The 15,134-nt window shown below is 59.0% G+C and carries 5 protein-coding genes; 2 read left to right on the top strand and 3 right to left on the bottom strand.

Going from position 1 to position 15,134, the window contains the following annotated elements:
- The first annotated feature begins 89 nt into the window (after nucleotides 1-89).
- Nucleotides 90-3,545, top strand: coding sequence for an NEAT domain-containing protein (locus B1748_RS22715; RefSeq protein ID WP_087570246.1), 3,456 nt, complete (start codon nucleotides 90-92; stop codon nucleotides 3,543-3,545).
- A gap of 87 nt (nucleotides 3,546-3,632) precedes the next feature.
- Here the strand turns inward: B1748_RS22715 and B1748_RS38185 are convergent, their stop codons facing one another.
- From B1748_RS38185 to B1748_RS22700, 3 genes are all read right to left on the bottom strand, one after another.
- Nucleotides 3,633-5,843: an S-layer homology domain-containing protein gene (locus B1748_RS38185; protein ID WP_256975884.1), complete on the bottom strand. Its 2,211-nt coding sequence runs from the start codon at nucleotides 5,841-5,843 to the stop codon at nucleotides 3,633-3,635.
- Nucleotides 5,844-7,723: 1,880 nt separating this feature from the next.
- Complete coding sequence (locus B1748_RS37625; protein ID WP_087570244.1) at nucleotides 7,724-12,025, bottom strand: carboxypeptidase regulatory-like domain-containing protein; 4,302 nt, start codon at nucleotides 12,023-12,025, stop codon at nucleotides 7,724-7,726.
- Nucleotides 12,026-12,072: 47 nt separating this feature from the next.
- Nucleotides 12,073-12,483 (bottom strand): VOC family protein, encoded by a 411-nt coding sequence (locus B1748_RS22700; protein ID WP_087570243.1) that lies wholly within the window; start codon nucleotides 12,481-12,483, stop codon nucleotides 12,073-12,075.
- Nucleotides 12,484-12,656: 173 nt separating this feature from the next.
- Here B1748_RS22700 and B1748_RS22695 point away from each other — a divergent pair, with 173 nt between their 5' ends.
- Nucleotides 12,657-14,792, top strand: a complete 2,136-nt coding sequence (locus B1748_RS22695) for a helix-turn-helix transcriptional regulator (RefSeq protein WP_087570242.1) — start codon at nucleotides 12,657-12,659, stop codon at nucleotides 14,790-14,792.
- Nucleotides 14,793-15,134 lie beyond the last annotated feature (342 nt).

Genomic DNA, 15,134 nt, shown 5'->3' with positions numbered 1-15,134 from the left:
GCCCCCGCTCTGCTCGTCGCTTGTGCAACGAAGGCTGCCCAACAACGCCTGGCGTCACATTCCATTTGCAAAGGAGAGAAACCATTAGCATGTTAATTAAAAAATCGCTTCAGCGTTACATGTCCATTCTGCTTGCCTGCTTCTTGTTATTGTCCGCCGTACCCGTAGCGGCCGACGCGGATCCCGCTCCAGCCACCAAAGTCCCGGACGGGGAATACGAGGTCGGCTTCCGCATCCTGAAGAACGGCAGTACCGAAGGCTCGTATGCCGAGGATCATCTTGCTTCTACCACAGGCAAGCTGGTTGTCCTAAACGGCAACTACAAGCTGCAAGTCAGCTTTATTAATTATGACTGGTATGAGTACTGGGGCAGCCTGAAACCAGGCGGCGAGCCAGGCTCGGACGAGGTGGCCGCCGAAGCCCATTACGAGCCGTCCGCGGAAATCGCCGTCTCCGACGGTAATGCCATCCGGGGGCCGCAGCACGAGAATAAATTAGTAGAGGGATACAACGGCACGGTGGAATTTCCTATCCAAGATATTAGAGGCAAGCAAGAAGTACTCATGCATATTATCGTGAAGGATCTTTATCCTCAAGCGGGGGGAGAACCTCTCGAATATGATCATTGGTACAGAGCCCAGGTCGTCGTAGACGTGTCGAAGCTGCCTTTTGTGCCGATCGACGACAATCCGGATCCCGGCGGTCCATCGATCGATCGCGAGGAGCTGCTATGGCAAATTACTTTAACTCAAGCTCTGTATAACAGCACGGATGGCCAAGAAGGCGCCTGGCATGGCGCGTACGCCCCCGGAGCCAGAGCGTCGCTTGCCTACGCCATCGGCCAAGCACAAGCCGTCGCGGACAATGCAAACGCCGCCGATGAAGAGATCGGAGCCGCGTACAGTGCGCTTGCGCAAGCCTTAAATCTTTTCAAACAACAGCGCGTCAAGGTCGACAAATCCGTACTTCTCGCCAAGCTGGTGGAAGCCGAGGCGTTTGCGGCAGGTCTGACCTATGTTACCAATGCCGGATTGTATGTCGAGGGCGCGATAGCCGCACTGACGTCTGCGACTATGGATTCTTCGATTACGACCGGCAGAGCCGTCTATAACGATCCATTGGCCACGCAAGCTCAAGTCGAAGAGCGAATCACGGCCCTGGCTGCGGACACTTCTACAGTCAGCAATTCTCGTCTATTCGCCGTTCCATCGCGGCTAATCGTGTTGGATTCCGTCGATGCGAACGCGAACGAATCTTCGAAGAGCTCCCTCTTCGGGCCAACGGCCACGATTCTGAAGCGGAATACGCTTCGCGAACATGCCAATATTGTCATTAGCGATAGCATCGCTATAAACAACGTTCGCTATTTTCGCCCGAACACGGATGGTTCCGTCACGTTTGCGGTCGATCCCCTTGTTCCTGTCAATGCGAATGTGGAAACTAATGGATTCTACACCGTTCAGGCGCAGCACAGGACTAGTACGATGCCCAGCCACGCCATCAGCGGTCTCATCAAGTTTGAATACTCCACCACCGCCGATCCCGGCGTAGTCGAGACGGTCTATCTTAGCCTGAACGGTACGCTGCTTGACAATTTGAACGCAGATATCGCTGAGGCACAAGCTCTTTATGCAAGCTCGTCCACGGGTGAACTGAGCGGACAATATGATGAAGCCTCGCTGGCTGACCTTCAAGCTTCTATTAACGCAGCTAACGCTATAGGCTCCCAGTTAAGCGCCACTCGTCCGAATATTACAAGCGCATCCGAAGCTCTGGACAATGCCGTTCAGACCTTCTTGAATACGCAGCGCGATACTTTGCAGTACACGGTTGCTCATGCGACAGATGCCGGATTCTCTAACGCCGATGCCTTCCTGTCCAAGCCCGCTCGCGTAACCGGGGGAAGCGATTCGCTTCATAATATCATTCTGAACATTCCGAACAGCTCGCAACTGGTATCCTTCCAGTACAAACAAGCCGACGCGGGCTATACCGAGGCGGAAGTATTATACACCAGCGAGAGCGAGGATTATCGCGTCGTTCTGCTCCAGAACATATCCTTGTCTGCTCTACTGGAAGCCAGAATGCACGTCGTCATCCCGCATGCCAATTACGACCAGACCCACAACGTTCGGCTGAACTTCAACGGAGTCGACAATTCGCAGTTGTCTGCCGAATACAAGAGCGCTCTGACTCAATGGCGGGGAGCCAAGGCAGGCAGCGAGATTGGCGAATATCCGGCCGCGGCGATGGCCTCGTATAAAACGGCCATCGACACGGCAGGGCAAGAAGCCATTGCTCTGAATGGATCCCAAATCAAGACGGATGCGGCTCTGCTTGTACTGCGCCTTGCCGTCTCCGCCTTCGAGGCCGCGGTCAACACGACGAATACGGGAACGCCAAGCAATCCCAACAATCCTGGCAACCCGAGCAACCCTGGCAACCAAGGACCTCAATACCCTGCCGACGGCAATTACTTGATGGACTTCACGGTTCTCAAGAAAGGCACCGAAAGCGTGTCCGTCATGAACCAGTACGTGTTCACTACGGCTCTGGTCAAGGTGGCCGGAGGCAACAAAACCGTTTCCTTCACTTTAAAACAAAGCAAGGAAGTTACGGGCTTTACGCTGAACGGCGGCAGCGGCGGCGGCTCGGGGACCGATTCGAGCACGAATACGCGCGTTGTCACCTTCTCGCTATCGGATCTGTCCGGCAAAATTCCGGGTTGGGTGTCCATCTATTGGGATCTAAGCGGCACGATCCCAGGATTTATCTATGACGAGCAATACGACGTTGACTTCAAATTTAACGAGTCCTCCGCCAAAAATGCCGGTGATCAGACCATCCCTCCAGGAGGTAACGGCAACGGGGGAATGCCTCCAGGGCTGGAGCCACCGGGTTCTGGCAGCGGCGGGCCAACGCCTGACGATGGCAAGGAGGACCCTGGGTCGGAAGGAGAGCCCGGCGAGGAAGAAACTACTTCCGAGGAAGAAGGAAACGAGACTCCGACTGTTCCATTCTCGGACACAACGAACCACTGGGCCAAATCCACTATCGAGCAAGCCGTTAAGCTCGGCATCGTGAACGGCTTCTCCGACGGCAGCTTCCGTCCGAACAACATCGTGACACGCGGCGAATTCGCCGTCATGATCAGCCGTGCCCTTGGTCTGGATGGCGAAGGAGATGCCGATGCCCTGCATGATTTCGGAAGCATTCCTGCATGGGCACAACCCCATGTGGCGCGCGTCGTTACCGCCGGTCTTATTGGCGGCTTCGAGGATGCTACGTTCCGCTCCGGCGGTCGGTTAACCCGCGCTCAACTGGCGGTTATTATCTCCCGCGCCGCAGGACTTAAACTGGATGACCGTTCCTCTCTGTCCTTCAACGATGCCGATTCCGTACCTGCATGGGCGCAGAGGGAAGTCGCTGCGGCTGTCGCGGCCGGCTTGATCCAAGGTAAAGACGGCAATCGCTTCGCCCCGAACGCGACAGCCACTCGCGCCGAAGCGCTGACATTGATTATTCGTTTATTGGAACGCTTGTAGTATCGATTATTCAGTCAAATAAGCGCAAATGAAGGAACAAACAGCCCCGGGGTCCTAAGAACCCGGGGCTGATTTCATTCTCTTCTTCTACTCCTGCTTCGAAATCCAGCCCAAATCCTGCAGCAAGCGATGCAGCATGACGGCCGCCTGGGCGCGACTAGCCCCGCTTCGCGGCTTCAGCTCTGCAGCCGTGACGCCCTTCAGCCACCCGCGGCGCACGGCCTGTCGCATCCCCTCTTGCGCCCAGCTGGAGACGGCCCCCGTATCCGAGTAACCGGTCAGAACGTCTTGCCCGCCATTCGAGCCCTCGGGCCGCATGCCAGACAACAAGGCGAATCGGCTCAGCATGACGGCCAGTTCCTCGCGCGTAATCGTTTCGTTCGGCCTTGCCATGCCGTTCGAGCCTTGAAGCAAGCCGAACCGGGCCGCTTCGGCTAGATAAGGCGCATACCAAGCGTCCGCGGGCACGTCGGAGAACCTCGGAGAAGAGGCTTTCTCGTCCGCATCCTCGCGGCCCCCCGACCGTTGACGATGCAGCTCTACCAGCAGCTTTGCCAGCTCGGCGCGAGTAATGGCGCGTTCAGGCCGGAATTGCCCGTCTCCTGCGCCGTCGACGACTCCCCTGCTTGCCAGCACCTCGACATCCGTTCTTGCCCAATGGCCGGTCAAATCGCCGAACGAACGATCCCGCAACAACACGGCATATTCCCCAAGCCTGTCGATGTCAGCCTCCATATAACTCTCCGCAACGTCCACGACGCCTCCGACATAGGTCCAACCTGCTTCGTCCGCGGTCTTCCGATATAAGCCGAACCGGCGCGGATCGTAGCCGTTTTCTTCCCCTACGTAGGCGATGGTCAGCTTAACCGGCCGTTGAAGGACAACGCCTCCGTCCAGCAGATAGGTGGGCGACATGCGAACGTATCCCCCATGGACCGCCTCATCGATGTCGGCCGTCCGATCGAGGCGAATGCGCCATGACCGTTCCGATGCCGCTCCTTGAGGTATGTCCAGCCGCAATGCGCCCTCGAACGCCTCGAAGCTGCCTCCGTCAGCGTCTACCGTCCACTCTCGTTTCCCCGAATCGGGCTTTGCCGGCGGTTGACCGTCTCCGCCCCCGCTTCCGCCGTCACCGCCATGGCCCGGGCCGCCCGTTTCGGCGGATGTCGTTGCCTCCAGCACTGCGGCAAAGGATTCATTGCCGCCATGGTCCACTGCAATCGCTTCGAACCGGTAAGCGGTATTCGGTTGCAGCCCCTTCATAGCGAGCTTGCCGATTCCCGTTCCGACCTCGACGGTCCTGCCAGCGGCATCGTCCGATGCCGGGCCCCAGCGTACCTTCACTTTGGCCAGATCCGGAGCCGCCGGATCCTTCCAGACGAGACTTATCGCGTCCTTCCCGATCTCGGCTGCTTTGAAGCCGGTGACTGCGGAAGGCGCGGACCAGTCAGGGCCTCCAACCGCCGCTTCCAAAGTCCATGTCGCTGCGGCGGATTCATTGCCATGCTCATCAACCGCGATAACGGAGAAGTCGTAATTCCGTTCTTCGCTCAATCCTTCCACGTAGGCCCATTCAAGGCCTTTCGCGATTTCCACGGGTTCGCCGTAGGCGGCTTCGCCCGCCTCCCTCCAGCGCAGCAGCAGCTTGCCGAGATCATAATCGGCGGGATCGCTCCACGCCAGCGTCGCAGAGTCCTCCGACAGGCTTCCGAACAGCCCTTCCACCGGGGCAGGCGGTATCGTGTCTTCCGCAACGATGGATACGGATTCCGGCCCGTACGGCTCAATCGCGCTTCCGGCATAGCTGGTCAATTGGCCGCCGACTTCTACCGTATAAGTCTCGCCGGCCGCGAAATCGGCATCGGGACGGAAGGATACCGACATGGCCAAGAGCTCCCCGCCGCTGCCGACAGCCGGCGCGACCGCGGCAACGCCCCCGGGTACGGGTTCCCCGTCCGAACGAACGACCCGGATCGCCTCTTCCGTAATCGAAGAAACTTTGATCGGCTTGGAGAATGCCGCTTCGATGGCTCCCCCTCCAGGCTGCGCGCGCAGCTCCGCAACAACGGGGGCCGCGTGGGAGACGAGTCCCACGTTGACGTCGAAATGCGGCGGAGGCACCTCCAAGTTGGCGCTGTATGCCGTTTCGTAGCCCTCCTTCTCGTACTTGACCTTCCACCAGCCAGGGGGAACGTCCCAACCATAACGCCCTGCCTTATCGGTCGTCTGCGGATTCTGCTGTTCGTACCATTCCGCATCCCATACGTTCCAGGCGCCGCTGGCGCCGTCCAACTCCATGACGGTTGCCGTCACGCCTTCCAGCCGGTTCGATTCCAGACCTTCGTACACATAGCCGCTAGGATCGTAAATATACTTGGGCGCGGCCTTCGGCGGCGTCTTCGGTTTTTGGGGCTTCTTCATGCATTCGTTTATCTTCAAATATTTCTCCAGCTCCGCGATCTGGTCGTCCATGACGCTGTCCAACTGCTTGCCCGCCCAGTAGCCCTCGACCCAGAACAGGAAGCCCCCCAGTCCGGATAGCTTGATGTTGCCAACCGCGTTAAGCGTGTTTTTCACATATTCCACGAACAAAGCATCGAACATAATGCCTTCGGCCATGTCGGTATAATATTCCGCCGCCTTTGGATCGCACAGCTCCTGCGCTCTCTGCCGCAGCTCCCTTAATCGGTCCGCTTGCTGCGGCGACGCGGCCGTCTGCAACGCGCTGTCGAGATCGATGATTTTCGTGCCCATATTGAGGGCATCCACGACCATCTTGAATTCCTTCGCGCCGAACGCAAGGCTGCCAAAGCCTCGGCTTGCCGCTCCTCCCCCCGCAATATGGCCGGAGATCGTCAACGTGGCGCTCTGAGAACCGCGACTGATGCTGACGGCCGAGCCGTACATCGGAATGCCGGTTCTCGCCGCTTGCTGCAAGTCTCTGTCGGTAGGCGCGTAATCCGCGCTGTCCTTCGATTGAATCGTAACGCGGGCCCCCAGCTCCTTCGTCATCCGCACCAAGGCGGATACGGTGTCCTCCGGAACCGGCCGGCCGTCTGCGCCCAGCTCGCCCGGACCGGCCGCGTGCTCGACCTCATAGTCGCGCAACGGGCCCGGCAAGGTCGTTCTTGCTTCTTCTTCGCTTGGCGGTTCTCCGGCTCCGGCCGCGACAGAGGCTTTCGCGTCATATGTCACGTGAATGGGCCCGGGGTCTCCCTCCAGCTTCATCGTCGCCAAGTATTCTCCGTTTCGCAGGACGGCATCCGCCGCCGTGTCCCCCGTCCACACCTTGACGTTCGAAACCCGGGATGGGTCGCGGAACTTCAACTTATAGACGAAAGGCTGGCCGGGCACGTAGACGAACGGGAATACCGCAACGCCGTTCTCCGGATGAATCGTATGAACGCGGCCTCCCGTTTGGCCTACCGCGATTTCGTAAAGCCCCGGATCGTTGGGATCGTACGTCGCGACGGCTTCTTGACCGCCGTACACTTTGCCGTCCGCTATCGCTTCCGTGCGAATAAGGACCTGGCGTATATCCGTACGGCTAAGCGCAGTGTCCAGCTGCCATGTTCCCTGGGACGATACCGCCGCCGTTCCCAGCAGCTTGCGCCCTTCGTATACGTATACCGTCGTGCCCGCCGGCGCCGTGCCGCTCGCGCGGAATTCCGGCTTGAACAGAATATCCGGCATGCGCAGCGTAACCGCCGCGATGTTGACGTAAGCCGATCCCAGCGTCTCTTCCTTGCTCTCCCCGCCATCGAGGTAGCCAATGCTTCCCGACAGGAAGAGGCTTGGCGGAAGCTCGCGGCCGTCGGCCTGCAATCCGAGCTGCACGATGCCTTGCGCGCCGGCCGCAACGTCGCCGATGGATACGCGCAGCCGTCCGTCCTCGATTGCCGCTTCCGCCGCTTTTCCGTTCACCACGACCGATCCCGGCAGAAGCGTCATGCCTTCCGGAACATGAATCAGCACAGAGGCATTCGTGACTCCCGCTGCCGGGGCTCCGGCATTCCGGTACAACGCGCGCACCGTCAGCTTGCCCCCCTGCGTCATCGTATCCGCGGAGACCCCCAGTCCGTTGCCGACGAATCCTCCGAATCGAATCGGTTTCCTCAGGACGACTTCCCCGAGATCGACGATGCCCGCCGATTCCGCCGAGAATTCCACGACGGCGGCTAACCCGCCTCCGCCCGTTGCCTGTAGTCTGTACTGACCCCTCTTGGATAGCTCCGCGATAGCCTGCCCTGCTGTCTGATCGTATAAGGCTCGTGAATGGTTTTGCCGTCTTCCAGTCTGACCAGCTCCAACCGGACGCCGCCGGCGTCCGTGCCGTCCGGCTTGACGAATGTCGCCGTCGCCTGCGCGCCGCTGCCTTCCAGACGCAGCTCCAACACGGCCTCGTTGTTCTCGCCGATAACGGCTTCCGCGCAGCCCGCGGGGAGCCCCGCGCTGCCGCCGTTCACGCATAGGCGGTAGGTGTCTCCCGGCGCCGCGAATACTTTCATCGGCGCGCCATATTCCGAGATGGCGTGCGATGGCTTGAAGGAGAAGACGCTGGCCAGCCTCCAATCCGGCTCCAGCGGACCTTGCCAATCGCTGCCGTATTGTTTCGTATACAGATTGAAGCGGACGCGCGCCAAATCGTGCAGGCGCAAGTCCAGCGTCTGCTTGCCTTCCCCATCGATTCGAACGGTCTCCAACCGGGACAAATAACCGCTCCGGCCGTTACCCGCCGCCCGAATTTTCGCCGTCCCCGGCGGCAATTGAAGAGTATAGGAGCCATCCGCCTTCGTATACGTGCCGAAGGTCCGGCTCATGCCTTCGTAAACGGCGGTGACCGAGGAGCTTCCGGCAGGCTGGCCGTTCGCCCCGTACACCTTGCCTTCGATCGTCTCCAGATTTTTCGCCCGCAGCTCGATCTTCAATTGCATGACCGGGCGTTCGATCTCCACTTCGATCTCTTCCGCGTGGTACAGAGGATCATTCGGCGTGAAGGCCAGCTTATATCGAGCTCCTGCCTCGCTGTCCAAGCGAATATCGAAGAGGCTTGTCGTCGTGCCTCGCAGCAGCACGGTGCCCGCCATATCCTTCAGTTCGTAGCTTCCCGCAACGGACTCGTTGCCCGCGCCTGCCGCCTTTCCGCTCAATTGGATGCGATACTTCGGCTTTATCGTCGCTCCCGACGTTTTTCCAAAGACGGATTCCGACAACCCGATTTCGGCCGGCTTCAACTTGGAATACCCGGGATCCAAGGCAAGCCGGTAAGGGATGCCTTCCTTGGGGAGATCGAAGAGATACTCCTTGTTGCCTGGCGTCAGACTGGTCCGGAAGGAGTAGTAATGGCTGGCATCGTTCGTCCAATACACTCTGAGCGCTCCGTCCCGCATCGCATCCTGCCAGACTTCCCCGTCCGGTATATCCAGCTTCGCCTTAACCCTTCCCGCGACGTTCTGAGGGATGGCGTAACGGTCACCCGTCCACTCGCCTTCTACGGCAATCCGCGCGGAATGAATGCGGGCGACGCCGTCTTCGATGCGGAACATCCCTTCGTATACGCCCCTTTGCTTCTCGGCAAGGGGGATCGTCCGCGTCTGCTCCCTCAGTTCCCCTTCGTCATCCCATTGCTCGTAGAGAATCTCGGCTTGCAGAGCATAGCCGTCTCTCCCCGTAACCGTCAGAGTAGCGTCGCTATCCATAATCGCTACGGGAAAATAACTATGATTCTGCGGCTTCGCGTACGTCATCCGAACCGAAGAAACGACGGTATCGCTCGATTGCAACGCGAACGACTGCTCGTTGGAACCGATGGCCAGCGTGAGGCTGCGGCTGGCCGTCGCCAGAAAGCCGGGCGGCGGCAATACGCTGATCCGCACCTTTGTACCTGCTTCAAGCTCCGCCGACAACTTAGCCACGCCGTTCCCGTCGGCGGTTGCCTCGCCCAGCAGGCGATCGTCCGATTCGTCATGGAAGCGGACGACGGCTTGCTCCGTGGGCATTCGGCTGTACTCGAGCTTCGCGGCTACAGTCGCTCGGTAGCGGGGCTCCAGTACTTGAACCGCCGATTCTCCCGAACGGAACGATAGATGCTCGGCCAGCGCCAGTACCGTCCGGCTCCCGACGTGAATCAGCTCCAGCTTATACCCGGATCCCGATGCAACGGGGAACGCCGCGTTTAATTGTCCCGCCTTTACGGGCAACTCATAGACGCTTCCATCCGGCCCGGCAAGAGCCAGCATGGTTCCGTTCAATCGCTCCGGCGCATCCGTATCGATCTTCACCGTCAGGGCAGCCGCAATGCGGATCGGCAGACGGTCCAGCGCCAGCTTGGAGCCCCCGTCCTCCGTTCTCACTTCAATGGACAAAAGCTCCGCCATGCCGGCCGCAACGTCGAAGCCGCCCCGATAAAGGCCCGCGGCGCCTTCCAGCTCCGTCAGGTCGACGGTCAGCGTCTCCGTCGCGCCGGCTTCGGCGGCCGGCTCGCTCCGGTAGGCGACGACAGCCTGGAGCCGCTGTCCCAGTTCGCCCGCGGCCTGAATGGACAGTCTGCTGCCCTGCTTCAGCTCGCCTTGCAGCCAGGAGCCGTCCGACACGGACCAATAACCGGACGCGATCGGACGATCCGGCTCCTTCGTGCCGCAGTCACCCGAGCAAGCCATGTAAAAGTCCCCGTCACGCGCATAGACGATCCGGTCTCCTTCCGCGTTCATGGCCGCGCCGACGCTCTCCAGGGCGGGATTGCCCACCGTGACGGGATGGGCAAGATCGTCCAGGCTGAACTGCTCCGCGAAACGGTAGAGTCCCGGCAATTCGGAGTCGTAATCGAACAAGTTCGCCAGAACCGTCCGTCCGTCGTCGCTAATCGTCAAACGATCGTAATTTTTGCCGGTAACCTCCCCCTCGTCCCGCTGGCTGTTCAGAGCCATTCGGTCTCCCGTCGTTCGATCCAACAGGAAAGGGCTCATCCAGCTCCCCCACTCGTCTCCGTGCAGGTAGGCGATGTAACGGCCGTCCCCGTTAAGCGCCAGCGAAGCGTGCGTTTCCGCGAGCGCATGCCGATTCACGATGGCGTCTTCGACCGCGTCGTAAGCGTAGATCGCCTGGACGTCGTCGACGCCTTCAAAACCTTCCAGATTGGTCGAATCCGATACGAACGCCACGATGCCCCCGTTGCCGCTGATGGCGGGATAGGAGCTGCTTCCGTCCTCGTTCGTTCCGCCCGCTGCACGGCTCACGAGCCGGGTTTCGCCGCTTTGGCGGTCATGCAGGTAGATTCGCCCACCATCCGCGTACGCGACCCAACGTCCATCGTTGCTAATCGACGGCGCGCCGGCTTCGCCGCCGGCCCTCGACAGAAGCTCCATCCCGCCCGTCTCGCCGTCGTAGGCGTATACGTGCTCCCCGCGTTCAACCGGCGAAGCCGGCAAGTTGGTCGCATCCGATGCGAACACAACGATATCGCCGCCATGGCTGACCGCGAACTCGCCGATGCTTCCGTCGATAGGCTCTCCGCCCTTCGTAGCGGTCAGGAGCTTCCTTGCCCTTGTCTCGGCATCTACCGAGAAGAGGCCCAAATACATGCTCTCTTCGTACGTGCGATCCAACACGATCGCGGTGGAGCCATCCCCGCTTAGAGTCGTCCTATTGCTGATTCCGCTCCCGCCACGGTTGTACAGCCCGATCAACTTGTTCTCCGTCGAAGGGGAAGTGCCGATCGTCAGCGGATAGCCGCCGGATTCGTTGCCGGCAAGGTCCACGGAAGCGACGCGGTAACGGTACAGCCTTCCTTCTTCCAATCCTTCAGGCCGGTAATACGTCTCCGTACGCTCCGCTATCCTCTCGTTCGTGTTCGCGTCGTAAATCGCGTAAGCGGCGATCTCGGGATCCGACGAGCCGTCTTCCCTTTGCGCCGCATCCCAGGAAATCAGCACCTCGTTGTAGGCTAGAAGCTCCCATCTCATGCTTGGCGGGTCCAACGGAGACGTCCAGTCCAGCTTGATCACGACGGGCGCTGAACGCTCGCCCCATGCGCCATCCTTCCCTGAAGCCGCCGTGAAGATGTAACTGCCTTCGTCCGGCAATTCCAGACTGAGGTTGAACCGGCCTACGCCGCTCTCATCCTCTTCCGCCCGGACCGGCTCTCCGATGCTGATCTCTTCCTCGCCATCGCGGACGTAATACACCATGATATCCGCCCCTGCTTCGGCGAATCCGCTTAGCTCGACGTAATTTTCCATGCTCAGCTCGGGCAGCGGATCCAATACCGGCCCTCCTCCGGCCAGTGCCACCGCCTTCTCATCCCCGCTCTCTTGCAGAACCTCTTCCATCAGCCATTCCTCGCCGACTGGCGCCTCGGGCTCCGGGCTGACCGCGCCAACCCCTTGCATCGTCCCCGTGATCAAAAGAACGACAAGCAACAGGCTCAAAATCGCCTTTTTGCCCGTTCTCCGCCACCATCTTCCACTCCGCCGCTCATTCACCCTTAATCTCCTCCGCTCTCATCTTTCGTTAATGATCCGATCTTCCCTTACTGCTCGCTTAACCAAGCCATTTCGATCCGATTGCCTTCCGGGTCGCTGAACAGGAACGAGACGCCTTGCTCGCTCTCGCCCAGCTCGGACGCCGGGACTCCGCGATCCACCAGCTTCTGGCGAAAATGCTCCACGCAGGCCCTCGCGTCCGCGTAAAAGGTCATGCGCACGTCCTTCGGATGGCCGACGATGCTGATGTCGCCCTTCGTGTTCGCGTGGTCGAAGCCCAGCTTCCCAATCTCCCCGCGACGCTCCCCTCCCAAAACCTTCATTCCGATCACATCCCGGTAGAAGGATTCCAATCGTCCAATGTCTCTGGCATAGATCGCCGCATGCCCCAGCTTCACGCTCCGCTCCATATCCGCCATCCCCTTCCGCTGCTTCAGCCGTTTTTTCCATGTTTCCATGCTAACATCGGGGTCTCGGAGGCATAAGTATCTGAAACGGTAGCAAAGAGGTATCCGAAAGGATAAACTCTGCCGCAAAATAAAATTCTATCGCTTTCACTCATTGATGGGTTACCTTGCGTGGAGTAGAATAGAAGCTGAAATGATACGGAGATAGGGAAGCGTGGGATCGGATGAGTACCTTTGAGCAAGGCGGGGAATGGAACAGCGATACGCTGGTCGGAAGGGAACGGGAGCTTGCCCAGTTCGTCAAATGCCGGGAGTCCTCCGAGGCATCCTTACAATTGATAAGCGTCTATGGTACCGCCGGCATCGGCAAGAGCAGCTTGCTGGACGAATTCCAGCGAATGGCCTCCTCGCATGGCGATCTCTGTCTGATGATGGACAGCGAAGGTTTCGTGAAAACGCCGGAGGCGTTCTGTCTTCGCATTCTTGGCGCCATTGACCCGCGGCGGCATGAGGACCGGACGGAGGCCAGCTTGCTGGAATCCTGTATCGCGGCGCTTGGAGAGCTTTCGAAGGAAAAACGGATTTGTTTGTTTATCGATGCTTACGAACGCATGGAAAGCATGGACCAGTGGTTGAGGGACTACTTCCTGAAGAGGTTGGGGGGACGCATACTCGTCGTGCTGGCGGGACGATATGCGTTATCGGAAGCCTGGCTTCTCTCCTCTTATTGGAGAAGGTATGTGACGCGAATGCCGCTGTTGGATCTTGATTTATCCGCCGTTACCAGCTTCGCCGAATCGATGCACGTACGCGACCCGCAGGCCATCCAACAGATCTGGCGCTATTCGCGCGGCCACCCGCTGACGATGTCCCTGATGGCGCTCCTGCTCTCGCAAGAGAACAGCGGCAGCTTCGACGAAGCGGAGCCGGGAGGCTACGAGACGCTTGCCTATATCGTAAACGAGTGGCTTCGCGAGGTGCCGGGCGAACATCTCCGGCCATTGATCGAAGCAGCTTGCGTGCTTCGCCGCTTCAATCAGGAGAGCTTGTCTATCGTGCTGAATCGGGAGATGAGCGCTGCGGAATTTTATCAGCTTATTCGATTCTCTTTCATCCGCAAAGTGGATCAAGGCTGGGCCGTACATAGCTTGATGAGGGAGCTCGTGAGCCGCGAGATGTTGTCCCGAACGCCCATGCACTACGAACAGCTTCGCGCGGGCGCGCTTCGGCATCATTACCGCAGATGGCTGGATGCCCGGAACAAGGGGGATGCCGGCGAACACCGGGAAGCCATCGAGCTCATGAACTACATCGGGGATGCGCTGATTCGCGCTTTCATGAACTGGTTCGAGCTTTCTCCTCCCCACTTCGAGACGGCTCAGGCCGAACACAAGGATGAATTGAAAAGGTATGTCGAGACACGGTTCGCGGAAGCCAAGGATAGTCTCATCGATATGTACGATCCTTATTCCAACCAGCGCTTCTCCTTCCCGCTGACGGCCAAGGAAAGCCGCTATACGGTAAAACATATCGATTTTGACGCCTTATTCGGTCTTGGCTACGACGTGGTCAGGCTGATGAGAGGCAGCACCGGGGGCATTATCGGGTTCGCCGTCATTATTCCCATTAATCGGGATACGCTCCCCTATCTGGAGCAAGCGCCACGGTCCAAACCCTACTTCGGAAGCTTGTCACCCGAGATGCGCAACCGGCTGGAGGCCGCTCCGCATACGCGGGCGGGCTGGTTCATCGAGACGATCGACACTTCCGATCTGAGCGACGTTTCGCAGCAGACGGCAATGGGCCACTTGCTGCACGATCTTATTTTCACGGGGGAGCTGCTGATCGAATCGCCCGCGCCAACCGTTTACTTCGTGGAGACGCATAAGAGTCTGGGCTTCTCCATTGCGGATAACGCCAACCATTATGACTACGACGAGGAACGGGAAGCCGTTACCTTTGTCATGGACCGTCAGGGCGGCAACGCGATAAGCTACATTCATCATATGCTCCGCATGACCGGGCAGGCTCATCTGATCGAGCCGGATGGGGATCCGGAATCGGCTGCCCAAGCTTCGCCCGCAGCAGCAACGATCGAAGCTTCAGTGACAACTATGCCTTCGGCGACGGCAGAAACTGCCTCAAAGCCGTTAACCTATGCGGAGCGGATCATGAACCGCCCGGAGTTGACGCCTCGCGAGAAGGAGGTTGCGCTCTTGCTGGAGGAGGGCTGCACCAACGTTGAGATTGCCAAGTCCCTGTATCTAAGTGAGGTCACCGTCAAAAAACACTTGAAATCCATGATGGAAAAGTTCAGCACCTCCAATCGAACCCAACTGCTCAAGCGGCTGTTGGAGTAGGGGCGGGCTGTTGTAGAATGCTCATGACAGGTTATTAAGTAACTACTGTGGTTAGTTGACTGGTTGTCGACGTGAGCGACATCTTCTGCTTGGCGATGTCGATTCCGCACCGAGGGTGAGTTTGCTTCGGAGCTTGTATGTCGGTGTGGTCGACTTATTTGCGGAAAATGGTGCATTTGGAGCTCAGTATGCCGGTCTCACCGACTTAATTTCGAGTAATCATGGGTTTTGGAGGCAGTATGTCGGTACCGGCCGACGTAGTCGCAGTAATTGATATGTTTTGTTGATAGGTTGTCGGCGTGAGCGGCAACCGCTGCTTGGCGATGTCCATTCCGCACCGGG

The sequence above is a fragment of the Paenibacillus sp. MY03 genome (assembly GCF_002165585.1).
Taxonomy (GTDB): domain Bacteria; phylum Bacillota; class Bacilli; order Paenibacillales; family Paenibacillaceae; genus Pristimantibacillus; species Pristimantibacillus agaridevorans.
Note: the sequence above shows the minus strand (reverse complement) of the source record. Positions and strands in the feature narration are given on the sequence as shown.